At 57.7% G+C, this 23,378-nt stretch carries 25 protein-coding genes and 2 pseudogenes; 20 read left to right on the top strand and 7 right to left on the bottom strand.

The annotated features are described in order from the left end of the window. Positions 1–1,315 (top strand): argininosuccinate lyase (gene argH, locus ACIP1X_RS17795; RefSeq protein ID WP_400753939.1); only part of this gene is annotated, 1,315 nt, incomplete at its 5' end. A gap of 93 nt (positions 1,316–1,408) precedes the next feature. On the opposite strand, the gene ACIP1X_RS17790 is transcribed toward argH, so the two are convergent. Then, a complete protein-coding gene (locus tag ACIP1X_RS17790; RefSeq protein ID WP_159814391.1) occupies positions 1,409–2,068 on the bottom strand; it encodes a glutathione S-transferase family protein in 660 nt (219 codons plus the stop codon). Between the two features lie 123 nt (positions 2,069–2,191). Between ACIP1X_RS17790 and ACIP1X_RS17785 the strand changes: the two genes are divergently transcribed. The 3 genes from ACIP1X_RS17785 to ACIP1X_RS17775 all read left to right on the top strand — a co-directional run bounded on the left by ACIP1X_RS17785 (position 2,192) and on the right by ACIP1X_RS17775 (position 5,950). Further along, entirely contained in the window at positions 2,192–2,482 is a 291-nt protein-coding gene (locus tag ACIP1X_RS17785; protein WP_400753936.1) for a hypothetical protein, read from the top strand. A 196-nt stretch (positions 2,483–2,678) separates the two neighbouring features. Next, positions 2,679–2,924 (top strand): TIGR02647 family protein, encoded by a 246-nt coding sequence (locus ACIP1X_RS17780; RefSeq protein WP_008084565.1) that lies wholly within the window; start codon positions 2,679–2,681, stop codon positions 2,922–2,924. A gap of 182 nt (positions 2,925–3,106) precedes the next feature. Continuing rightward, on the top strand, positions 3,107–5,950 hold the full coding sequence (locus ACIP1X_RS17775) for a class I adenylate cyclase (protein WP_400753933.1): 2,844 nt from the start codon (positions 3,107–3,109) through the stop codon (positions 5,948–5,950). Positions 5,951–5,957: 7 nt separating this feature from the next. Here ACIP1X_RS17775 and rnk read toward each other — a convergent pair whose 3' ends face one another. The 3 genes from rnk to cyaY all read right to left on the bottom strand — a co-directional run bounded on the left by rnk (position 5,958) and on the right by cyaY (position 7,202). Then, on the bottom strand, positions 5,958–6,377 hold the full coding sequence (gene rnk / locus ACIP1X_RS17770; protein ID WP_053124969.1) for a nucleoside diphosphate kinase regulator: 420 nt from the start codon (positions 6,375–6,377) through the stop codon (positions 5,958–5,960). 269 nt (positions 6,378–6,646) lie between these two features. Next, positions 6,647–6,865 carry a DUF1289 domain-containing protein gene (locus ACIP1X_RS17765; protein WP_400753930.1) on the bottom strand — a complete coding sequence of 73 codons (219 nt, stop codon included), beginning with the start codon at positions 6,863–6,865 and terminating at the stop codon, positions 6,647–6,649. 4 nt (positions 6,866–6,869) lie between these two features. Beyond that, positions 6,870–7,202 (bottom strand): iron donor protein CyaY, encoded by a 333-nt coding sequence (cyaY, locus tag ACIP1X_RS17760; protein ID WP_008084571.1) that lies wholly within the window; start codon positions 7,200–7,202, stop codon positions 6,870–6,872. A 318-nt stretch (positions 7,203–7,520) separates the two neighbouring features. Here cyaY and ACIP1X_RS17755 point away from each other — a divergent pair, with 318 nt between their 5' ends. The 16 genes and pseudogenes from ACIP1X_RS17755 to ACIP1X_RS17680 all read left to right on the top strand — a co-directional run. Beyond that, positions 7,521–7,694: a lipoprotein gene (locus tag ACIP1X_RS17755; protein ID WP_082341500.1), complete on the top strand. Its 174-nt coding sequence runs from the start codon at positions 7,521–7,523 to the stop codon at positions 7,692–7,694. Between the two features lie 9 nt (positions 7,695–7,703). Next, positions 7,704–8,951 (top strand): diaminopimelate decarboxylase, encoded by a 1,248-nt coding sequence (lysA, locus tag ACIP1X_RS17750; RefSeq protein ID WP_053124971.1) that lies wholly within the window; start codon positions 7,704–7,706, stop codon positions 8,949–8,951. Positions 8,952–8,954: 3 nt separating this feature from the next. After that, entirely contained in the window at positions 8,955–9,785 is an 831-nt protein-coding gene (gene dapF, locus ACIP1X_RS17745) for a diaminopimelate epimerase (protein WP_053124973.1), read from the top strand. 13 nt (positions 9,786–9,798) lie between these two features. Continuing rightward, positions 9,799–10,524 (top strand): DUF484 family protein, encoded by a 726-nt coding sequence (locus tag ACIP1X_RS17740; protein WP_053124974.1) that lies wholly within the window; start codon positions 9,799–9,801, stop codon positions 10,522–10,524. 2 nt (positions 10,525–10,526) lie between these two features. Beyond that, positions 10,527–11,426, top strand: coding sequence for a tyrosine recombinase XerC (gene xerC / locus ACIP1X_RS17735; RefSeq protein WP_053124977.1), 900 nt, complete (start codon positions 10,527–10,529; stop codon positions 11,424–11,426). Further along, on the top strand, positions 11,423–12,130 hold the full coding sequence (locus tag ACIP1X_RS17730; RefSeq protein WP_400753927.1) for an HAD family hydrolase: 708 nt from the start codon (positions 11,423–11,425) through the stop codon (positions 12,128–12,130). The genes xerC and ACIP1X_RS17730 overlap by 4 nt, the downstream gene beginning before the upstream one ends. A 321-nt stretch (positions 12,131–12,451) precedes the next feature. Continuing rightward, positions 12,452–13,693: a tyrosine-type recombinase/integrase gene (locus ACIP1X_RS17725; RefSeq protein WP_400753925.1), complete on the top strand. Its 1,242-nt coding sequence runs from the start codon at positions 12,452–12,454 to the stop codon at positions 13,691–13,693. 619 nt (positions 13,694–14,312) lie between these two features. Then, a complete protein-coding gene (locus tag ACIP1X_RS17720; protein WP_210553390.1) occupies positions 14,313–14,588 on the top strand; it encodes an AlpA family transcriptional regulator in 276 nt (91 codons plus the stop codon). Then, on the top strand, positions 14,581–14,793 hold the full coding sequence (locus ACIP1X_RS17715) for a helix-turn-helix transcriptional regulator (protein ID WP_400753922.1): 213 nt from the start codon (positions 14,581–14,583) through the stop codon (positions 14,791–14,793). Before ACIP1X_RS17720 ends, ACIP1X_RS17715 begins: the two co-directional genes overlap by 8 nt. 326 nt (positions 14,794–15,119) lie before the next feature. Continuing rightward, complete coding sequence (locus ACIP1X_RS17710) at positions 15,120–15,473, top strand: hypothetical protein (protein WP_210553389.1); 354 nt, start codon at positions 15,120–15,122, stop codon at positions 15,471–15,473. Between the two features lie 353 nt (positions 15,474–15,826). Continuing rightward, a complete protein-coding gene (locus tag ACIP1X_RS17705; RefSeq protein WP_400753920.1) occupies positions 15,827–17,050 on the top strand; it encodes a tyrosine-type recombinase/integrase in 1,224 nt (407 codons plus the stop codon). A gap of 1,119 nt (positions 17,051–18,169) precedes the next feature. Next, positions 18,170–18,958, top strand: coding sequence for a TIGR04255 family protein (locus tag ACIP1X_RS17700; RefSeq protein ID WP_400753918.1), 789 nt, complete (start codon positions 18,170–18,172; stop codon positions 18,956–18,958). Between the two features lie 9 nt (positions 18,959–18,967). Further along, positions 18,968–19,606: a helix-turn-helix transcriptional regulator gene (locus ACIP1X_RS17695; RefSeq protein ID WP_169857518.1), complete on the top strand. Its 639-nt coding sequence runs from the start codon at positions 18,968–18,970 to the stop codon at positions 19,604–19,606. 73 nt (positions 19,607–19,679) lie between these two features. After that, positions 19,680–20,453 carry a hypothetical protein gene (locus tag ACIP1X_RS17690; protein WP_400753915.1) on the top strand — a complete coding sequence of 258 codons (774 nt, stop codon included), beginning with the start codon at positions 19,680–19,682 and terminating at the stop codon, positions 20,451–20,453. A gap of 251 nt (positions 20,454–20,704) precedes the next feature. Beyond that, positions 20,705–21,580 (top strand): hypothetical protein, encoded by an 876-nt coding sequence (locus ACIP1X_RS17685; RefSeq protein ID WP_400753912.1) that lies wholly within the window; start codon positions 20,705–20,707, stop codon positions 21,578–21,580. Between the two features lie 21 nt (positions 21,581–21,601). Beyond that, positions 21,602–21,883: pseudogene (locus ACIP1X_RS17680) on the top strand (transposase); the annotation flags it as partial. A gap of 29 nt (positions 21,884–21,912) precedes the next feature. Here ACIP1X_RS17680 and ACIP1X_RS17675 read toward each other — a convergent pair. The 3 genes and pseudogenes from ACIP1X_RS17675 to ACIP1X_RS17665 all read right to left on the bottom strand — a co-directional run bounded on the left by ACIP1X_RS17675 (position 21,913) and on the right by ACIP1X_RS17665 (position 23,345). Next, positions 21,913–22,130 (bottom strand): annotated as a pseudogene (locus ACIP1X_RS17675) (hypothetical protein). 360 nt (positions 22,131–22,490) lie between these two features. After that, complete coding sequence (gene sutA / locus ACIP1X_RS17670; RefSeq protein ID WP_007920420.1) at positions 22,491–22,817, bottom strand: transcriptional regulator SutA; 327 nt, start codon at positions 22,815–22,817, stop codon at positions 22,491–22,493. Positions 22,818–22,919: 102 nt separating this feature from the next. Beyond that, positions 22,920–23,345, bottom strand: a complete 426-nt coding sequence (locus ACIP1X_RS17665) for a secondary thiamine-phosphate synthase enzyme YjbQ (protein WP_400753908.1) — start codon at positions 23,343–23,345, stop codon at positions 22,920–22,922. Positions 23,346–23,378: the final 33 nt, after the last annotated feature.

Here is a 23,378-nt window from a genome sequence, read left to right as displayed (position 1 = left end):
CTCCGTCACTTTCGACCAGCGCCTGTATCGCCACGACATCATGGGCTCGATCGCCCACGCCACCATGCTGGCCAAGGTCGGCGTGCTGACCGATGCCGAGCGCGACAGCATCATCGACGGCCTGAACACCATTCAGGGCGAAATCGAAGCCGGCCAGTTCGACTGGCGCATCGACCTCGAAGACGTGCACATGAACATCGAAGCACGCCTGACCGATCGCATCGGTGTCACCGGTAAAAAATTGCACACCGGTCGTAGCCGTAACGACCAGGTCGCCACCGACATCCGCCTGTGGCTGCGTGACGAGATCGACCTGATCCTCGCCGAAATCACCCGCCTGCAAAAAGGCCTGCTGGAGCAAGCAGAGCGCGAAGCCGCCAGCATCATGCCGGGCTTCACTCACCTGCAGACCGCGCAGCCAGTGACCTTCGGGCACCACATGCTGGCCTGGTTCGAAATGCTCAGCCGCGATTACGAGCGTCTGGTCGACTGCCGCAAGCGCACCAACCGCATGCCGCTGGGCAGCGCTGCGCTGGCAGGCACCACCTACCCGATCGACCGCGAATACACCGCACAACTGCTCGGTTTCGACGCCGTCGGCGGCAACTCGCTGGACAACGTTTCCGATCGCGACTTCGCCATCGAATTCTGCTCGGCCGCGAGCATCGCGATGATGCACTTGTCGCGTTTCTCCGAAGAGCTGGTGCTCTGGACCAGCGCGCAGTTCCAGTTCATCGATCTGCCGGATCGTTTCTGCACCGGCAGCTCGATCATGCCGCAAAAGAAAAACCCTGACGTGCCAGAACTGGTGCGCGGCAAGACCGGCCGTGTGTTCGGTGCCTTGATGGGCCTGCTGACCTTGATGAAAGGCCAGCCGCTGGCCTACAACAAAGACAACCAGGAAGACAAAGAGCCGCTGTTCGACGCCGCCGACACCCTGCGCGACTCGCTGCGGGCTTTTGCCGACATGATCCCGGCGATCAAACCGAAGCACGCGATCATGCGTGAAGCGGCGCTGCGTGGTTTCTCCACCGCGACCGACCTGGCGGATTATCTGGTGCGTCGTGGCCTGCCGTTCCGTGATTGCCACGAGATCGTTGGCCACGCGGTGAAATACGGCGTGGACACGGGCAAGGACCTGGCCGAGATGAGCCTGGAAGAACTGCGTCAGTTCAGCGATCAGATCGAGCAGGATGTGTTTGCCGTGCTGACCCTGGAAGGCTCGGTGAATGCCCGTGACCATATTGGCGGGACTGCGCCGGCGCAGGTCAAGGCTGCTGTAATTCGCGGTCAGGCGCTGATCGCCAGCCGCTAAAAGATTCGCGAGCAAGCTTTGCTCCTACGGGTTCGGTGTGAACTTGTAGGAGCAAGGCTTGCCCGCGAAGACTGACTTCAGAACAATAAACTCCTACTTCTTGGCAGCGATCATCGCCAAAAACGCTGGCATCGCCGCTTCTTTGTCCGCCGCAATCTTCTGCACATGCGGATTCTGCTCAAGCCGCTCCAGCAGCGCCTTCGCCTGCGGCATCTCCGCCAGCAAATCGATCCCGAACAGTTTATGCCCGACCGCACAGGCCAGCGGCACGCTGTAGAGGAAGTACAAATCGGCAATGCTCAGACTGTCGCCCGCCACGTACGGGGCGAATTTGCCATGACGGCCCAGTGCGGCAAAACCCAATAGCAATTCAGACTTGGTCTTTTCCTTGATCGCGTCCGGCAAGGTCATGCCGAAGAACGCTTCGCCGTAACAGGCGCGGCCCGGCAACTCGATGTACAGCTCGATTTCCTTGGCAATCGCCAGCACTTGCGCACGTTCGAACGGATCGCTCGGCAGCAGCGGCGTGCCTTTTTGGGTTTGCTCCAGGTATTCGAGGATGATCGCGGTTTCGTTGATGAAACCGGCGTCCACGCCCAGCACCGGGACTTTGCCGCGCGGGCTGATGGCCAGTGATTCCGGGGTCGGTGTCGGGTAGAAGGTGACCTCTTCGAACGGCAGGCCTTTTTCCAGCAGCGCCAGTTTGACCATGTTGTAGTAGTTGCTGACTGAGAATCCGTAGAGCTTGAGCATCACATAGCCTCCAGGCCGTGCGGGGTGGGCAGTGCCTGTTTATAGATCGCTCAGGCCAATCCCGCCAGCAGCATCACGCCGCTGAATGCGGGTAAACTGGCGCCTTTCCTTGAGGAGCCTGCCATGAGCGAGCCGACAGACATCGACAATGACAACGACGAAGAAGAGTTCACCGAAGCGACGTTGATCGAAGCCATCGAAAACCAGATCGAAAGCGACAACCCGCCGGCCGCCAAAGCGACGTTCAACAAACTGACCCTGGTCGGCGTCGAGCGCGAAGAAATCCTCAATCTGATGGCCCACGTGCTGGCCTACGAGATTGACGCGATGCTCGATGAAGACCGCGCATTTGATAATGAATGGTACGAAGCGGCCCTGCGTGCACTCCCTGAGTTGCCACCAGAAAAAGCCTGAGATCAAAAGATCGCAGCCTTCGGCAGCTCCTACACAAATCCCCTGTAGGAGCTGCCGAAGGCTGCGATCTTTTTTATGGGGACTACACTGGAATCCGCCTCACGACAAAATCCCTGATCTGAGCACTGGACATGCCGCAAAAGCGGGTTCACCTTAGGGGCGCTGTCGTCTAATTCCTAGAAAGTCTGGAGTCCTTATGTCGCTTACCCCTGAGTTGGTTGCCGAACTGGAAGTCCTCGCACTCTTTCCCCTGGACAGTTCCCAGGAAGGTTTGAAAATTCATCAGACCGCTGCCCCGAAACATATCTCTGCCGCCAAACGCCTCTTTGAAAAAGACCTGACGGATCAGCCCGATGGCGGTTATCTGACCAGCCTCGGTCGCGATGCTGCGCAAAATGTGCAAACCGTGCTGACCATTCTGAGAGAGCAAGAAACCGCCTGATTCCCCCCGACTTCGCCCACGGAAACTCCTGCCACGGGATTTCCGCGGGCCTGTGCGGGCGAAACGGTAGAAATCTGACGTCAAAAAACAAATTCAGCTTAAAAGTCCCGCTACCCTAAGGCTAAACTGCCTGACATTCCGAGACCCTCTACGTCCGAGCCTGCGAGCCGGTTTGAGCTGACATGACGCGCACCCACGAAATCCGCCCCGACCTGGACGAGGGAATTGACCGCAAGGTTCTCAGCCAGCTGCGCGCGCGGTTTCTCAAACTCAATGAAGGCCGCCTCGGCCGTGCCCTCGAAGGGTTGTCGCCACGCCAACAGAGCGTGCTGACGCTGTTGCCGCTGTTCTTCCACGTCAATCATCCGCTGCTGCCGGGTTACGTCTCGGGCAGTGCGCCGGCCGGCCTGTCGAATTACGAGCCGGACGCCAATGTGCTCGCTGAAGCCCAACGCCTGACTCGCTCGTTTTCTTATAAGCCGCGCCACGGCAGCAACCCGCCGCGACCAATTCACGGCCTGTTCCTGATGGGCAGCCTCGGCACGCTGGCGCAGGCCGATCAAAGTGACATGGACGTGTGGGTCTGCCACGCGCCGGATCTGAGCGAAAGCGAACTCAGTGAGCTGAGCAAGAAATGCCAGTTGCTCGAAGCCTGGGCCGCGAGCCAAGGCGCCGAGGCGCATTTTTTCCTGATCGACCCGGTGCGCTTCGTCAAAGGTGAACGCGACAATCAGCTCAGCTCGGAAAACTGTGGCACCACCCAGCACTACCTGCTGCTGGACGAGTTTTATCGCACGGCGATCTGGCTGGCCGGGCGCACGCCGATCTGGTGGCTGGTGCCGGTTTACGAAGAAACCGCCTACGACGTTTACACCCACACCCTGCTGTCGAAGCGCTTTATTCGCGCTGACGAAACCCTCGACCTCGGCCATCTGGCGACGATTCCGCCGGGGGAATTCATTGGTGCCGGGTTGTGGCAGTTGTTCAAAGGCATCGAGTCGCCGTACAAATCGGTGCTCAAACTGCTGCTGACCGAGGTCTACGCCAGCGAGCATCCGAAAGTGCAGTGCCTGAGCCTGCGCTTCAAAAAAGCCGTGTTCGCCAATCAACTGGATCTGGATGAACTGGATCCGTACATGGTCGTGTACCGGCGCATCGAGGAATACCTCAAGGCGCGCAATGAGCCGGAGCGTCTGGAACTGGTGCGGCGCGCGCTGTACTTGAAGGTCAATCGCAAGCTCACCGGCAACAGCCGCACGCAGAGCTGGCAGCGCTCGCTGCTCGAACGTCTGGCCAGCGAATGGCATTGGGATCAGCGGCAGCTGGCGCTGCTCGATAGCCGCAGCCAGTGGAAAGTCCGCCAGGTCAGCGCCGAACGCCGCGCACTGGTCAGCGAGCTGAATTACAGCTATCGCTTCCTGACCCAATTCGCCCGCACCGAGCAAACCGTCAGCCTGATCAACAAGCGTGACCTCAATGTGCTCGGCCGACGGTTGTACGCGGCGTTTGAACGCAAGGCCGACAAGGTCGAGTTCATCAACCCCGGCATCGCCCCGGATCTGGCCGAAGACACCCTGACGCTGGTGCAATCGCGCAACAAAAAGGAGCCGGGCCAAACTCAATGGGGCCTGTACAACGGCAGCCTTACCGCGCAGGAATGGGAGCATTTCGCGCCGATCAAACGCAGCCGCGAGCTGCTTGAACTGCTGACCTGGAGTCATCGCAACGGCGTGATCGACAGCAGCACGCGCCTGGCGCTGCACCCCGGCACCAGTGACATGAGCGAGTTCGAGCTGTTCAACCTGCTTGGCAGCCTGCAACAGTGCATCGCCCTGCCCTTGCCCACTGTCGACGAAATCCCGTTGCTACGCGCCGCGGTGCCCAGCGAAGTGCTGATGCTGGTCAATGTCGGCATCGACCCGCTCAAGCATCACCGCGACCTCAACATCCTGATGACCACCGAACGCACCGACTCGCTGAGCTACGCCGGCGTGCGCGAGAATCTGGTGCTGACCCTGGATCAGGTCACGCTCAACAGCTGGAACGAAGTGCTGGTCAACCGTTTCGACGGCCCACACGCCTTGCTCGACTGCCTGCGCGACTATCTCAACAACCTGCCGCGCGGGCCGCAGCAACCGAAATTGAAGGTGCGCTGCTTCTGTCATAACCGCGCACAGTTCATTGCCCGCCGCGTCGAAGAGATCGTCGACACCGCGCAGAACCTGCTGCTCAGCGGCCTGAATCATCGTTACCTGATTCAGGTGCAGCAGCACTATCACGTTTTGGAATTGGTGCCGGGCCAGGTCAACCACGTCGCCCTCGCCACGCTGCCGGCGTTGCTCGATTACCTCGGCGAAGAACAGCCGCGTTATAGCCCGCTGCATCTGGATCCGATGGCGCTGGAGGAGCACGACCTCGCCTTGATCCTGCCGATGGGCCAGCCGGAATGCATTCAGGTGTTCTACCGGATCACTGAGCAACAGGCAGAGTTGTACGCGCTGGATGAATTCAATGCGCTGTGGCTGCAGCGTTTGCCGTATCACGACGAGCAAAGTCTGCTGGTGCCATTGCAGCGCTTTCTGCAATCGATCCTGTTCCGCCGCGAAGCCGTGCTGCCGATGGACGCAGGCCCAGACGCTGCCCTCGAAACTTTGTATTACCAGTTATTGCCTTCGGGCCCCGGGCGCGCGCGACGGGTCGAAGCACGGCCCGCGCCGCAGACGCCAGTCAACAAACCGTTCTACGACGTGCAGGCGATCGTCGGCAAAGCCGCACCGGGTGAAGTGCAGGTCACTTTGTATTGCAATCAACGGGAATTCAGCGAGCTGGAACATGGCGACCAGCTGTTCAGCGTGGTCGCCCGGGAGATCGTCGAGCAGCGTCGCGAGACCGAGCGCTACCGCTGCTACATCACCGACCTCGACCTTTCGGGCCTGCTCGGTGACGGGCAGAGTTCAAGCAATTTGTATCTGCGCTACAAGGCTGACCTGGAGCGCGCACTGAACGAGGCGCTCGAACAGGTCTGAGGCAGGATTACTCGGGGAACGCGCCACCGTTGGCCGGTTGCGATTCGACTTCGAGCAAGGTCAGCTTGAGAGTCTTGCCACCCGGTGCCGGCCAATCGATGTGCTGACCGACTTTCAGGCCCAGCAGCGCACTGCCGACCGGCGCCAGAATGGAGATCTTGCCTTCGTCAGCGTTGGCATCTTTGGGATAGACCAGCGTCAGGTGGTAATCCTTGCCACTGCCTTCTTCGCGGCAATGCACGCGGGAATTCATGGTCACGACATCGGCGGGCACTTCATCGTGGCCGACCACGGTGTCGGCGCGATCCAGTTCGGTTTGCAGCGCAATCACGCCCGGCGCAGCCTGATCTTTCTCGTTCAGGTTGTCGATCAAGCGCTCCAGACGTTGCACGTCCAGACGGGTAAGGGTGATGGAAGGTGCGGTCATGATCCGGGCAGACTCCTTTCTTCTGCACATAAAAAGCAAAACCCCGCCAAAAAAGACGGGGTTTTCACCGTGCCTCGGTGGTTTGAGGCGTCTGCGGACACTATCACAGCTCAAAAAATATACAAGCCACCCTGCCCCAGCCCCCACTTAACCATCCGGGAACCTTTGTGGCGAGGGGATTTATCCCCGTTCGGCTGCGCAGCAGTCGTAAAGACTTTGGGGCCGCCATGCGACCCAACGGGGATAAATCCCCTCGCCACAATGGGGTATCAAACAGAATTTTGGCGGGCAGCAGCCTGGGCGCAGATGACCCGCCGGCGCTGATCGTCTGCCGAGCGCCATTCGCGAATGTCTTCAACATGCCGAAAGCAGCCCAGACAAACCTTCTGCTCGTCCAGCCGACAAACCCCGCTGCACGGCGAAGGCACGGCCGCGCTGACATTGCTGTAAAGCGGCTTCGGCGGACGAACGGGAGCGGTATCAGTCACGGAATCACAGACCTTCGAAATCGAAATCGGCGCCGGCCTGCTGCTTGACGATGCGCTCGAGCATTTCGCCCAGTTGCTCTTCGCTCTTGTCGCACATCCAGCGCTCGCTTTCTTCGTCGTAGTCAAAGTGGAAACCACCGGACACGGCCGCCAGCCATAGCTGACGCAGCGGCTCCTGACGGCTGAAGATCAGCTGCGAGCCGTTTTCGAACTTGACGGTGAGCACACCGGCAGAGTTCTCCATGTCGATATCCAGGTCGCTTTCATCAAAGATGTCTTCCAGTTTTTCCTGGGTTTCATCGACCAGATCGTGGAAACGGGCTTCGGACAAACTCATTGCGGCAACCTCAAAAAATGTTCTGATCAGGCTCAAGCGCCGAAAGATACGGACGCTTCCGGCCGATTGCAAAGATTAACGACCAAGCACCCTCACCACCCTTTGTAGGAGCAAAGCTTGCTCGCGAAAGCGGTCAATCATTCAACAATGATGCTGACTGATACAACGCTTTCGCGAGCAAGCTCTGCTCCTACAGGGGATTGCGGCGATCCGGGCTGCTTTGGGCAAGCCCCGCCGGACGGGAAGGCCATCACATAGGCAAGCTGCCGGGTGGCCGGTATACTCCGGCGCAATTAACGCATTTTCAAGGATTTCGCCATGAAGCGCCTGATCTCTTCCCTTGCTGCGCTCGTCGCGGTTGCCTGCCTTGTTTCGGCCTGCGGTCAAAAAGGCCCGCTGTACCTGCCCGATGACACTCAGGATCCGGCCGAGCAAGCCAAATCGTCGCAAAAACAACCGGCTTCCAAAGCACACAAGCACGACGTTTATTAAGGGATCGCCATGGACGCTTTTAACTACCGTGGCGGGGAGCTGTTTGCGGAGGGTGTGGCGCTGTCCGCCATCGCCGACCGCTTCGGCACCCCTACCTACGTTTACTCGCGCGCGCACATCGAAGCGCAGTATCTGGCTTACGCCGATGCGCTGGCCGGCATGCCGCACCTGGTCTGCTTTGCGGTCAAAGCCAACTCCAACCTCGGCGTTCTGAATGTCCTGGCCCGTCTCGGTGCCGGTTTTGACATCGTTTCCCGGGGCGAGTTGGAACGCGTCCTCGCCGCTGGCGGCAGCGCTGACAAGATCGTCTTCTCCGGCGTCGGCAAGACCCGTGATGACATGCGTCGCGCCCTCGAAGTCGGCGTGCACTGCTTCAACGTCGAATCCACCGACGAGCTCGAGCGCCTGCAAGTCGTGGCTGCCGAGCTGGGCGTTCGCGCACCGGTTTCGTTGCGTGTGAACCCGGACGTCGATGCCGGCACCCACCCGTACATTTCCACCGGTCTCAAAGAGAACAAGTTTGGCATCGCCATTGCCGACGCCGAAGACGTGTACGTACGCGCCGCGCATCTGCCGAACCTCGAAGTGGTCGGTGTCGACTGCCACATCGGTTCGCAACTGACCACGCTGCCACCGTTCCTCGATGCGCTCGACCGTCTGCTGGATCTGGTTGATCGTCTCGGCGATTGCGGCATTCACCTGCGCCACATCGATCTCGGTGGTGGTTTGGGCGTGCGTTATCGCGATGAAGAGCCGCCATTGGCTGCCGACTACATCAAAGCCGTACGCGAGCGTCTTAACGGTCGTGATCTGGCGCTGGTGTTCGAGCCGGGCCGCTACATCGTTGCCAACGCCGGCGTGCTGCTGACTCAGGTCGAGTACCTCAAGCACACTGAACACAAAGACTTCGCCATCGTCGACGCGGCGATGAACGACCTGATCCGCCCGGCGCTGTATCAGGCGTGGATGGACGTTACCGCGGTCAAACCGCGTGATACTGCTGCGCGCAAATACGACATCGTCGGCCCGATCTGCGAAACCGGCGACTTCCTCGCCAAGGATCGCGAATTGGCTCTGGCCGAAGGCGATCTGCTGGCCGTGCATTCGGCCGGTGCCTACGGTTTTGTGATGAGCTCCAACTACAACACCCGTGGCCGTGCCGCTGAAGTGTTGGTAGACGGTGATCAGGCTTTTGAAGTGCGTCGCCGCGAGACCGTGGCCGAGCTGTTTGCCGGCGAAAGCCTGCTGCCGGAGTAACCCATGCTGCTGCGTTTTACTAAAATGCACGGCTTGGGCAATGACTTCATGGTTCTCGACCTGGTCAGCCAGCACGCGCATATTCAGCCAAAGCACGCCAAGCAATGGGGCGACCGCCACACTGGCATTGGTTTCGACCAATTGCTGATCGTCGAAGCGCCGAGCAATCCGGACGTGGATTTCCGTTATCGGATCTTCAACTCCGACGGCTCGGAAGTTGAGCAGTGCGGCAACGGTGCGCGCTGCTTTGCGCGCTTCGTGCTCGACAAGCGTCTGACCGCCAAGCGGCAGATTCGCGTCGAGACCAAGGGCGGCATCATCGAACTGGACGTGCGTAACGACGGCCAGATTGGCGTGAACATGGGCGCCCCGCGCCTGGTGCCGGCGGACATTCCGTTCGACGCACCGGCGCAAGCCATCAGCTATCAACTGGAAGTCGATGGCACCACGGTCGAACTGGCCGCTGTGTCGATGGGCAACCCTCACGCGGTACTGCGCGTGCAGGACATCAACAACGCGCCAGTGCATGAACTGGGGCCGAAAATCGAACATCACCCGCGCTTCCCCGCGCGCGTGAACGTCGGTTTTCTCCAGGTCATCGACCGCAACCGCGCGCAACTGCGTGTGTGGGAACGTGGCGCCGGGGAAACCCAGGCCTGCGGTACCGGCGCATGTGCGGCGGCGGTTGCGGCCATCAGTCAGGGGTGGATGGATTCGCCGCTGTTGATCGACCTGCCCGGCGGGCGTCTGTCCATTGAATGGGCAGGCCCTGGCCAACCGGTGCTGATGACCGGTCCGGCAGTGCGTGTATACGAAGGACAAGTGCGTCTTTGAGTGAGCAAAAAACATGACCGATAAGCCTCAGGTACCCGCCCGACAGTCCGACGAATCAGCGTCCGAGAGCCTGGAGGCGGCAGCGGTTGCTGCGTACCTTGAGGCGCATCCGGACTTCTTCGTCGAGCACGAAGAACTGCTGCCCGCCCTGCGCATTCCGCACCAGCGCGGCGACACCGTTTCGCTGGTCGAGCGGCAGATGACCATCCTCCGTGATCGCAACATCGAGATGCGCCACCGCCTCTCGCAGTTGATGGACGTCGCCCGCGACAACGATCGCCTGTTCGACAAAACCCGTCGCCTGATTCTTTCCTTGATGGATGCCAGCAGCCTGGAAGACGTGGTGATCAGCGTCGAAGACAGTCTGCGTCAGGATTTCCAAGTGCCTTTTGTCAGCCTGATTTTGCTCGGCGACAACCCGGCACCGGTTGGCCGTTGGGTCACCCACGCCGACGCGCAAGTCGCCATCGGCGGCTTGCTCACCGAAGGCAAAAGCGTCAGCGGCAGCCTGCGCGAACATGAGCTGGACTTCCTCTTCGGCGAAGAACAGCGCAAGCAGATCGGCTCCACCGCCGTCGTCGCGGTCAGCCATCAAGGCATCCACGGCATTCTGGCAATTGCCAGCCGTGATCCGCAGCACTACAAGAGTTCGGTCGGAACGCTGTTCCTCAGCTACATCGCCGAAGTCATGGGTCGCGTGTTGCCACGGGTCAACAGCTCCCTGCGCTCGGTACGCTGAGCATGGAACGACAACTGGACGCTTACTGCGAACACCTGCGCAGTGAGCGACAGGTGTCGCCGCACACGCTCTCGGCCTACCGCCGCGACCTCGATAAAGTACTCGGCTGGTGCATCAAACAGAACATCGGCAGTTGGGCCGCGCTCGATATTCAGCGCCTGCGCAGCCTGATCGCTCGTCTGCACGCGCAAGGCCAGTCCTCGCGCAGCCTCGCCCGGTTGCTTTCGGCGGTGCGCGGGCTCTATCACTATCTGAATCGCGAAGGCCTTTGCGACCATGATCCGGCGACCGGTCTGGCGCCACCAAAAGGCGAGCGCCGCCTGCCGAAAACCCTCGACACTGACCGTGCGCTGCAACTGCTGGAAGGTGCGGTCGAGGATGATTTTCTCGCGCGTCGGGATCAGGCGATTCTGGAGTTGTTCTACTCCTCCGGTCTGCGCCTCTCCGAGCTGACCGGGCTTAATCTTGATCAACTTGATCTGGCCGATGGCATGGTTCAAGTGCTCGGCAAGGGCAGCAAAACCCGTCTGCTGCCGGTAGGAAAAAAGGCCCGCGAAGCCATCGAACAATGGCTGCCATTGCGCGCGATGACCAACCCGGCGGACGACGCCGTGTTCGTCAGCCAGCAAGGTCGACGCCTTGGCCCGCGAGCGATTCAGGTACGGGTCAAATTGGCCGGCGAACGCGAGCTCGGGCAGAACCTGCACCCGCACATGCTGCGGCACTCCTTCGCCAGCCATTTGCTCGAATCCTCGCAGGATCTGCGCGCGGTGCAGGAATTGCTCGGCCACTCCGACATCAAGACCACGCAGATCTACACCCACCTGGACTTCCAGCACCTGGCGGCGGTCTACGACAGCGCCCATCCACGGGCCAAACGCATGAAAGGCGACGATTCATGAGCATCCAGTTGATCACCTTCGACCTCGACGACACCCTGTGGGATACCGCGCCAGTGATCGTCAGCGCCGAAGCGGTATTGCGCGAATGGCTGAGCGAACATGCGCCGAATCTGGGCGCGGTGCCGGTCGAGCATTTGTGGGCGATTCGTGAGCGTGTGCTGACCAATGAACCGGGGCTGAAACATCGCATCAGCGCGTTGCGTCGGCGGGTGTTGTTTCATGCGATGGAAGACGCCGGCTACGCCCATGGCGAAGCCACCGACCTGGCAGACAAGGGTTTTGAAGTGTTTCTGCATGCGCGGCATCAGATTGAAGTGTTCCCTGAAGTCGAGCCGGTGCTGGAGATTCTCGCAAATCACTATGCACTTGGCGTGGTCACCAACGGCAATGCCGACGTGCGCCGTTTGGGTCTGGCGGATTACTTCAAGTTTGCGTTGTGCGCGGAAGACATCGGCATCGCCAAACCGGATGCGCGGCTTTTTCATGAGGCTCTGCAACGCGGTGGCGCCACCGCCGAAACCGCCGTGCACATCGGCGATCATCCGGGTGATGACATTGCCGGCGCACAACAGGCGGGGTTACGGGCGATCTGGTTTAACCCGGCGGGCAAAGCCTGGGAAGCGGATCGTCTGCCGGATGCAGAAATCCGTAGCCTGACCGATTTGCCAGCCGTGCTTGCACGCTGGAATGCCCCCTCGATCTGATCCACTGCCCCTTGTGGGAGCGGGCTTGCTCGCGAAGAGGCCGTGTCAGTCGACATATGATTTGGATGACACACCGCCTTCGCGAGCAAGCCCGCTCCCACAGGGGTTGTGTGCATTCATGGCTATATTTCAGGCATGAAAAAGCCCGCAGCGACGGCGGGCTTTTTCTTTTCCGTAATTGTCCACAGCATCCCACAACACCTAGTGATTCCGGGTCTTACCGGGTATTATCTTGTCTACAGCATCCCACCCATATCTACCTGATCCCACGAAAATGTGTGGGGCTGCGTGTGGGGTTGGATCAGTCGACGAGGAAATAGCATGAGCCGATTGAACCCCAAGCAAGTCGTGCATTTGAGCGAGCCAGGCCGGTATCTGGACAGCGACGGGCTTTACCTTGTAATCAGCACTATCGGTAGCAAGTCCTGGCTTCTGCGTTATCAGCTCAGCGGCAAACGACGTGACATGGGCTTGGGACCATTCCCCACCGTAAAGCTTAAAGCAGCAAGACTGGCCGCCACGGAGGCGAGGTCGTTGATCATGCAGGGCCGTGACCCACTGGATGAGCGCAAGGCAGAACAGCAGCGGCAGAGAGACCAACGGCTGGCTGATAAAGCAAAGTCCGTCACTTTCAAATCGCTGGCGTTGGATTACCACCGATCCCACTGCCTGCATGTGACCGATGGCTGGCGCAAAGGCTGGCTTTCCAAGCTGGAGCGTTACGTCTATCCAGTCATGGGTGAATTGCCGCCCGGACAGGTTCAAACCGATCATGTGTTGCGTGTTTTGCAGCCGATCTGGAGCGAGAAGCCCCGGACAGCGAGCGAGGTTAGGAGCCAGATAGAAAGCGTGCTGGATTCCGCCAAAGCGCTAAGCCTTCGATCTGGCGAGAACCCTGCACGCTGGCGTGGCCATCTGGACAACCTGCTAAGTCGGGCAGACAAGAAACGGGCTACGCAATCGACCAATCATCCAGCAATGCTCTGGCGTGACCTTCCAGCATTCATGAGCAGGCTGGCCCAAGCCAATGACCGTGATTCTCACGCACTGCAACTAGTGATCCTGACCGCCGCACGGGCTGGCATGGTTCGCCTGGCGACGTGGGACGAATTCGATTTAGAGTCAGCCACCTGGAATCTTCCAGCCGAGCGCATGAAAACCCGGCAGGCGTTCGCCATCCCATTGCCACAGCAAGCCGTTGAATTGCTACGAGCAATCCCCCGCACTGTTGGCAGCCCGTATCTGTTTCCCGGCACTGGAAAGTCCGGCGTGATGGGCCGTGTTGCGTTCTTATCACTACTGCGGGCGATGGAGCTGCCAGACATAACAACACATGGATTCCGGGCCACCTTTCGCACCTGGGCGAGCGAGTGCACGCACTATCCGCGAGAAGTCTGTGAGCTGGCGCTCGCCCATGATGAGCGCGACAAAATCGAGGCCGCTTACAGTCGCAGCAACCTATTGGAGAAACGCCGCGAGTTGATGCAAGCCTGGGCAAAGTTCGCCACAACTCCACCAGCGGTGAATGTTATTCAAGGCGCATTTGGGCGGATGGAAGCGTGAGCCGACAATACAGCGGCGACTTGGCCAAGCCTATCAAGTTGGCACCACTGCCGCAGCTGTATACACCCGAGCAGCGTGAGGCATGGAGTAAGGCGCATGTATCAGAGTTAGAGCGACGAATGGGCCTGCTAATGGAGGAGCACGTTCTTAGGTCTCATGACATCGGCCCGCTGGTTTGGAGCCTGGCACTAGACCTGCCGGGCTTCCAGTTGGCCGTTCCCGAGTGCCGTGGCAGGGATAAACACTGGGATCAACACACTCGTATTTTGTTGGTGCTGAGTATCGAAGAACTCCAAGTACAGGGGTTTTCGATTACGCGGGCGTGCGAGCGCTTGGCTTCCACGGAACCGTGGAAGTCAAAGGTTACTCACTCGAATGGCGCCCGGCGGTTGAGGGATGAATCTACTCGCCTGGACGAATTCGAACGAAGTTTGCTTCAAATGCTCCGTGACCACCGGGACCTAATGATTACGTCGGGCGAGATTACTGATGAGCCCGGCGCATTTACGCGTAAATACTTGATCGATAATTACGCGCAACACGAGCCTCAAAACGAGCAATAGTATTGGAATCCATGGCGCCCACTGACTCAGGCGCCCTTAATTCGCGAGGAGCGAACATGGATTCCACATCCCCCGACATCCACCCTATTTGTTTACTGCGCCTGCGCGACGTTATGGATCGCGTCGGACTGCGCTCAAGCGCAATTTATCAATCCGTGCAAAGAGGCACTTTCCCGAAACCCATCAGACTTGGTGAAAGTGTTTCTGTGGCCTGGCTTGACCAAGAGGTTGACGCATGGCTCAGGACACGGCTTATGTCCCGCCAACCCAATCCCACCCCACGCAAGCGGCGCCTGAAGGCAAGCCATGCAGGAGGCCAGGTCAATGACTGACAATCTGCGGGTTATGCGTATAGATGACGTTATGAACCGAACAGGACTGGCCCGCGCATCAATCTACAAATACGCCTTGAACCAAACATTCCCGCAACAGGTGCAGCTTGGCCGTGGCGGCGCAGTAGGATGGTTAGAGCATGAGGTTAATGCCTGGGTGCGAGAGCAAATCGACAAGAGCCGGGGCACAACCACCAACGCATAAAAAAGCCGGACGTGGACGCGTCCGGCTGTGCCAATCACCTCCGCCAGTGGTGGTTAGCACGCTGAGTGTCGTGCCTTTTCCGGCCTTCGACAATTTCGAGGGCTGTTCGATGACTCTTCACGACGAGATAAAGGCCCCCAGCGGGCCAACTGCGGCAACTCCCGCGCCCGCCAGCAAAATCTCCCGTTTCCCCGCATTGGGCGACAAGCCGGGGTATCGCACTGGTTTCACCGTCTGGCTCGCCGATGGCGACCTTCTGTTGTCGTCGGCGAATCCGCATAGCACTTTCATCTTGCACGGCCAAGGCCTGCTTCGAGGGATAAGCCATGGCGGGTGACTGGATCAAGATGCGTACTAACTTACCGTCGAATCCGAAAGTTGTCCGCATGGCGTCCGCATTGAAAGCCGACAGATTTAGGATAGTAGGTGGACTTTTGTCCGTTTGGAGTCTTTTCGATTTCCACTCAAGTGATGGAACGCTGTCTGGTTACACGTTGGACACGCTTGATGAGCTTGCTGCATGGTCTGGTTTTGCCGAGGCCATGGTTACAGTTGGATGGCTGGAAAACGACGGCCTGAATCTGACCATACCAGGCTTTGAAGTCCATAACGGCGCCTGTTCCAAGCGTCGTGCGGTCGATGCACAGCGTAAGCGAGCGGCGCGGAAGAGTCCGGATTGAGAGTGGACGAAATGCGGATCAGAGAAGAGAAGAGAAGAGAAGAGAAGAGAAGAGCCCCCCAAACCCCCCAAGGGGTTCAATGCAATCGCTTCGCTCTGGCTTTTGCTCTGTCTGGACGATTGGAAATCGTTGACTTTGATCTTTCGGCCCGAGTGGGGCCCCGCTTGCGGGGTCGAGGGCTTGCAGTTGTCCACGGGCGCAGCCTGTGGGCAAGTGCATTCGGCGCCTGCCGGGGAGGCCTGCGTCCTCCTGTGTTTCGCGTTCTCGCGTGCAATACCTGGAGGACGCTATGAGTAACCGAGGTCTGCCAGTGGCTCAACCGGGCCTGTGGTCATTCATTACCGAGGTGTGCGATGGGTGAAACGCGATATATCGAGTTCAGCGATGCGGCGATTAGAGCCGAAGCAACAGACAAAGCCGTTCGCGACCTTCGGGACAAGCGTTACCCGGACATGCGCTTTCGTTTTCTCAAGGATCGGCGCCGGGGTGCGTGGTACACGGTGCGCGCTGGCAAATGGCAGAAGGCGGCTGACTGGCCGCATTGTGGCTGCAAGGAATTGGCGGCGCGGCGGTCGGCACCACTGCTGGCCGGTGGCGTTGATCCAGGCGCCACGCTGCGCGCGCTGTATACGGTGGGTGACGTGGTGACGTGGTATCTGGAGCGGCATTTGAACCTGTCGACGGTATCGAAGGCACGCAAGGCCAGTTGCCGCTCACTGGCAAAGAACTGGCTGTTGCCGCGTCTGTGGGGGTTGCCGTTGGATCAATTGACGACGGCCACGCTTGACCGGCTGTTGATTCAACCGATGCAAGCGCTACTGGCTCCGGCGACGGTGTGCAATGCCTATCGGGTATTAAACGCGGCGTTTCGCACGAGTAAGCGACTGGGTCTGCTGGCCGTCAATCCGCTGGCTGATGTCAGGTTTACGGATTTTGGTTTGGGTCGTTTGAAGCCAAAGGTATCGCGGTTGTTTCCGCGTGACGTTGGCGGGCTCATGGATCTGCTGGCGCAGCGTCTGCCGAAGTCGCCAGGGCCTTGCCTGTTGGCGCTGTTGATGCTTTGCCACGGTACGCGGGTTGGCGAAACGCGGCGGGCGAAGTGGGAGCACTTCGACCTGGACGGGGCTGTGTGGGTGATTCCGGCTGAGCTGACCAAGACGCGCACACGGCATGAACTGCCGCTGACGCCTGTTGTGGTGGCTGTGCTGCGTTGGTACAGGGGCCAGCAGTCAAGCCAGCCGAGCAAGTATTTGTTTCCCGGTGGGCATGGTCAGGCGTTGTCGGTGGCTGGTGCTTCGTTGGAGATTGCCAGCCTGAGCGGTGGTAAGTGGTCAAGCCATGATCTGCGCAAGTTGGCGCGTGTAGGCTGGCAAAACCTGAGCGTCAATTATGTGATTGCCGAGCTGTTGCTTAACCATGCGATGCCGGGATTGACCGAAACCTATGTGCAGGGTGATTTGTCGTTGTTGAAGCGTCGAGCGTTGGAGGATTGGCACGAGGTCGGTGTGGTGGGCGTGGGTGATGTTGAAGGGCTGGATCTGTCGCGGCGCTTCGGCTTTATCGTCAATTCGCGCTAATTTTCCGTTGTCTGCAAGGGCCTGAAAGCATGAACACGTTCTGATTGTGGGGTAAGGCGTGAGAGGTGCGGTTTAGAGGGGTGCGTGGGGTTAGCCGGTTTTTACTTGCCAGTCTCAGGTGTGAAAACAGGTTTTCGTTCGTGATGCGCTCTAGACCGGGGCTTTGCGCGAAGTGCGGGGTGCTGTCAATCATGTGATCGGTAACAGAGACACCAAAAATTATTTTACAGATAGCTTTGCGCCTGACAAATCAGCGGGTTGCAAAATAATCGAGCCTGAGGCTGAAGCCGCGTCCTCGACACTGTCTTTGCCACTGCCTTGACGATGAGGTCGACCAACTCATTTGGCACTGTCCAGCCAATCCCCTTGATGCGCTCAATTGGCCTTGGCTGCGATATTACCCAGCTCCTGTTTTTCCTAAAGAATCAAAGGCCTGCGAAGCAAACTGTTGCGTTTTTCGGCTGACTGCTCGCACGCTGCCGGTTCGAGGCCATCGGCGCCGTTGTTCGATAACCGAGGGGATTCAATGCGAAAACATCTGAGTCGCCTACTGTTACTTCTGGTCGCTGTGTTGGCTTGCACGACTCCTGATGCGGACGATTTGTCGGCGGATTCACCGGCTGTGGTTGTGGCGCAGCTATTGCTACCGGAATTGATCGGCGCAGTTGATTTGCTCCAGGGCGAAACCGTCTATCCGCGTTTGGCCGAAAGCGGCCTGTCGAGAAGCGTGCTTAGATGACATGCGGACAAGTGGTGAGCATCAGGATGAGTAGATCTCTAATGTCATGCGGGAGGTTACGCTCGATCCACATTTTGAACGTTGATATCGCGAGCCGTGCACGCTCACGCCACAAAACCTCGCAATTTTGAAAAAAACTCTGCACATGCGTACTTCATACGGGCGCACTGCAGTTGAGATCAAGTCACAACAAAACCAAACGCTTAGGTCTAAAGGTCTGGTCTCCACTGGAATTCGGCGAAACTTTGACAGCTATGAACGCCCCACTCAAACGCGAACAACTATCATTTGGACGAGTTATTTTCTTGTGAGAGTGACAACCAGAGTGTAAACTGACCTTCAAACATACCAACGCTTCATCGAGCTACACGAGGAGAAAAATGAGCGTATTGCTAAAGAATGCACCGGTTTATTACGCCTTAGCCCAGGCGAAATTCAATCCCGTTGCGGCTATGGCAAAATTCTCTACCGACATTCAGGAGATGATGCGTCGTGCTGGATTTACGGTCTATGAAGTCGAAGACATTCAGAACGTCGACTATGGAACCTTACATGACGGCGAGACTGCTCAACCTGTTGTTACCACCAACAAAAACTGGTTTTTCACAAAACCTGATCGGAGTTGTGGTTATGTGCTCGGGCAAGATTTTCTGAGTTTTCAATCCACTTACTACCTAGACCGGGAGCAGTTTTTTCGGGCTTTGTGTGACGGGCTGAAAATTGTGCATGAGGTAGTTCAGCTGGAGCGAGTTTTTCGGCTAGGAATTCGCTATTTGAACGCTGTGATACCTGCTGAGGGTGAATCAGTGCATAAATACTTCAACCCGAAGATCCAAGGCGTGGATTTTGGCCTTCCGATACTTGGCGGGCTTTGGGAGGCTGGATACAGGACTGAAAGCGGCGGTCTATTGATCGCGAAGGTCTATCAGGCTCCGAATTCACCTTTAGGCTTCCCGCAGGATCTAATCCCTCGGTCAGTTCAGCTGATGCCGAGATTCCAGAGGAAAAAACCGTTCACGCATGCTGTCTTTGATATGGATCTCTTTGTCGAAGAGTCCATGCCTGTTGATACAGCAGCGATTTATGAAAAGCTGCTGAGCTTTCATGGGGATTTGGCTAGGTGCTTTCACGCCATTGCCACCCCGCATGCTTTTGCTCAGTGGGAATAGGAGGGAGTTATGTACGGGATTACAGGCTTTACCACTTCCAGAAGTAATGGGACAGGCGGTGTCGCGCGCGCAGCTCGCACCGCAGCAATAGTCATTGCCTTTTTCCTAGGGACTGGCAGCGTCCAAGCGGCCCCTGGGGCTGAGCGGCTTAACTCCTATTTCAAGCCGAAACAGGAGACGAAGTTTACCGTCGCAGAGACAGGGCAACTCAAGCCGGTGAGCCTTGACTTTCGAGGCCCCAACGCACACTTGGACAACATTAAGTCCGTGCTCAATCTGCCCGTATCCGAGATGGGTTCGCTATTAGGCGTAACCAGACAGTCTATATATAAATGGATGGGAAATCAGGCATCCCCTGATGAAGAGAACGTGGCTAAAATTGCTGAGTTGAGCCAGCTGGCTGACCTGTTCAAAGAGGCTCAGATTTCGCGCCCGCTAGACATGGTCAAGATGAAAGCGTTTCAAGGGAAATCGGTTTTGGACTTGTTCAAGAACGGTGAGCCGTACATGCACCTGGCTTCCGTTTTGGTCAAGGAATCTAAGATCGCTGATGAGTCGTACGCAAGATCTGGGCTATCCCAGCTGAAAACTACAAAAACTGACGGTTGGAAATCTGCGATTTCAGTTCCGTTTGCCGATGAAGCTTGAGTGAGATTTCAGATTGATCGACCGAAATACAACATGGCGACAAGGAAGCCTGCTCAAGCGTGACGAGTTCGCCATGTTGGGTCTCGAGGGAGATGATGATACATGCGCTGTTGTCATCTCCCACGATTGCGATATCCCCCAGGATAAAGAGTCTTACCTGGAAGTGATTGTCGGTAAAAAGGTCAAGAAGGACAAAAACTTTCTTAGTGCGAAGAATGTAAGACGTCTTCACGCCCGTTTTTATGCACAAAACGACGATGAGTTTTACGTCGATCTCTGCTTTCAGAATCGCCAAATTATCCCGCGTCGCGATTTCGCCAAGCTCTCAGGCCCGTGCCACACTGCTCGAATCACAGAAGCTGATAAACGAACCCTAAAGCAGTGGCTCAGCATTCGCTATGGCCGTCCGGCTTATCCTAATGAGTTTGAAAACAGACTGCAGCGCGAATGCCGAAAAAAGGTCAGCGTAGAGAAGGGTATCGCCGAGCTCGTTACCAAGCGCTCCGAGTACATCACGGCTCTGTTTTTTAACCTCTCTGACGAAAGAGAAGTGGAGCTTGAGGATGGTACGCCCTACAACCTCACCATCTACGTGGTTTACGATCTCCAAAACGGTGCGGTTGAAGCTCGTAAAGAGGCTGAGGCATTGGCGGAAGAGGTGCTCTCCCTCCTCCGTGCAGCTTACGGCGCCCCGGAGAATGCCACTGAGATCTGTGTTGAAGCTTGCACAGCAATTGCTGATACCCATTTAAGCTTGGCTGACTTGATGAAGATCGATCAGTGGCGCGTCGAATGGGTTAGTCTGCGCAAAGAAAACCCTGATTTCGTTCCCATGGGACGACCATAATTTGCCTGAGTCGTGGACTTAGACTAAGCGGCCGGTCGGCACTGCGTCCAGTTGTCGCCGTTAGGCGGGGACATTGTTGATCCCAATAGCTGCCGTTCAATCCGCTTGCGATGTGTTCCTAGTTGGACAGTGCTCCGGTCAGCGACGAAAAATTCGTATCCTCAAAAGTGGTCCTTCATTTGCACCAACCTACCAGCGACGCCCAAGCAACCCCTGCGCCCTCTCGAAATTTGACGAGTTGGGCAGGAATTGTGTCCCTTATCTATATCGTGATCGTCTTGGGCGCGCCGCTCGTCATAAAACTCGGCGTCTGCAGTAACAACACGGCGCACGTTTTCTGCTGGTTTCTGCCAAGTACGGCGCTCACCGAATTCGATAAGTGGGGATCCTACTTGTCGGGGGCATTGGTGCCGTTGTCCCTTGTATGGGTGGGCCTCGCGTTTCGATTGCAGCAGCGTCAGTTACTTGACCAGGGTCGACAGCAGGCTCGCGCCTCGGAGATTGCCTTTGAATCCCAGCGGATCGCCGACCGACAGGCGCTGAGCGCGCTAGCGCCGACCTATCTGACACGGATGGATGCAGCGCTTCGGGATTTTGCGGAGCTAATCAATAGCAACCTCGATCGATCGACCGAAGGAGAAGTTGGAGGGCGGGTCGCCGATGCGGAGGTGGCGACGTCGATGTCGGCTGTTGGCTCGGTTTTCAGAACTTATCACAACCGTCTAATCTTTCTCGCGAGGGGCGAGCTAGGCGACGAGGAAGTCCATGATCTGAAGCAGTTGTTTATCGACAGCGACATGTCAGACTACCTCGACTTCTTCTTCGAGCCGTTCAACGAGTTTGAGCGTAGATGTCGCGATCTCGACTGCATGATCCTTATGCCGCCTCATGTCCGCTCGATGGCGGGAACGATCAAGTGGAACTTCCTGCGGTCAACATGGCGCTGGCATCCGGATCAAACCGAGCGGCTTCGCCTCGCGCACCTAGTTGGGTGGACGGCCAGCGAGTTGGAGGCTCGATTCGCCGAAAATCAGGAGGATAAGGCGTGGGTCCCGTACGACGCCGAACGCGAACGCGAACGTCTTGCCAGTCAGCGCCGACGTCGCCGCGCGCAGCATGGTTCATGATTGGCAACATCGCCGCATTCGAAGACCGACAAAGTCAGAGCCTGGCTTGCGGCGCGTCCACGCTACAACATCCACTTCACACCGACTTTGGCCTCGTGGCTGAATTTGGTCGAGCGCTTTTTCTCAACGCTGAGCGAGAAATGGATCAAGCGGCAAGCACACGTTAGCGTCCAAGATCTAGAAGCTTCGATTGAGCACTACCTGGAAACTTACAACCAGAATCCGAAGCCGTTTCGGTGGCATAGGAAGGCAGAAGATATTCTCGCCTCAGTCACTCGTGCAGCACGAGCGCTGGGCAAGTGATTTTTCAGTGGTACTTCTGAAACACCACACTAAGATTGGCGAAGTCGCAGAATTGCATCTTCAATCGCTTTCGCGTTGGCATCCAGGTTTCCATGGCCACGACCGCGTTTTCTGCAACTGTCTCTACGCCATTCTCTGAAAGCCATTTCGTGACCTCCTCTATTGCCGCCCCAAGTGCATGCTGGTTATGCAGCAGCAATGTCAGGGCATCTGCCGTGGCGATATTGGAGTTTGTGTCATATGACATGGCATTCATCTTTAAAGGTAGGTTCGGAAGAGCCTAACTCATCGCATTCCATCGCAGGCGAAGATCAGGTTCCTCGTTCGGAAAGCCCTATTTGGCCACCAAAATAGCGCGCCAGCCCGTATCAGTCCCATATGGCCTTTTTTGAACGTCAAAAACCACAAACCCCCGACTTTGTCTGCTCACGTAAACAGCCCGTGGGCAATTCACGCTTTAGGAGAAAGGAGCTTCACGCGAGCAATAGGTGTGGGGCTACGTGTGGGGCTGGATACCTAATTTATTTTACGGGCTCGTATTTAGCGGCTTATAGAACTAAAAAGCCCGCAGCGACGGCGGGCTTTTTCAGCAAGCAAGCGGCACGCCTCAGATAGGGCGGCTACCGTACTTGTTGTCCGGCTTCTTCGGAGGATCGGCGACCACGTTGGCCTCCACTTCCTGCACTTTTCCGCCGCGCGACAGGAACTCTTCCATGGCCTTGGCCAGGGCGTCGCGCTCCTTGTTCTTGGCTTCAATGCTCGGCAACTCATCTACCGACACCGCAGCCTTGGCTTTGCCTTTGGCAGCCGGGGCCGGCGTATCGTCACCGCCATCGTCGTCAGCAACGTCTTCCGCTGCTGCTTCCAGGCCTTCCTCGGCCTCGTCTTCGTCGCCTACTTCGAGGTCGTCGTTTTCCAGATCATCGTCGCTCATGTTCTACCTCATGACTTGCGAAAAGCAGATTAGTTATAGACCAGCTTTGGCAACTGTCGAAAGTCGCCGTTAAAAAATCAGTAACCATTGGGGACCAACGGTTTATGCCCCTTCACCGTGCAAGGTGGCGAGGACTTTACGGGCACCGCCATGATCACGGTGCTCGCCCAGATAAACACCTTGCCAGGTACCCAGTGCCAGTCGCCCTGCCGACACCGGCAGACTGATCTGACAACCAAGCACGCTGGCCTTGAAGTGCGCCGGGAGGTCGTCCAGGCCTTCGTCGTTATGCTCATAGCCGTCCGTTCCTTGTGGGATCAGACGATTGAAAAATCGTTCGAAGTCGCGACGTACCGCCGGATCGGCGTTCTCGTTGATGGTCAACGACGCCGAGGTATGCTGCAGCCACAAATGCAACAGACCGACCCGCCACTCCCTGAGTTCAGGCAGGCCAGCGAGTAACTCGTCCGTTACCAGATGAAAGCCCCGGGGCCGTGCCCGCAGGGTAATCAGAGTCTGTTGCCACATACAGTTCTCCGCACGTTCGGGGCGCATTCTAGC

Source organism: Pseudomonas sp. NPDC088885, assembly GCF_044750025.1.
Lineage (GTDB): Bacteria > Pseudomonadota > Gammaproteobacteria > Pseudomonadales > Pseudomonadaceae > Aquipseudomonas > Aquipseudomonas rustica.
This window is presented reverse-complemented; position numbering and strand designations above follow the sequence as displayed.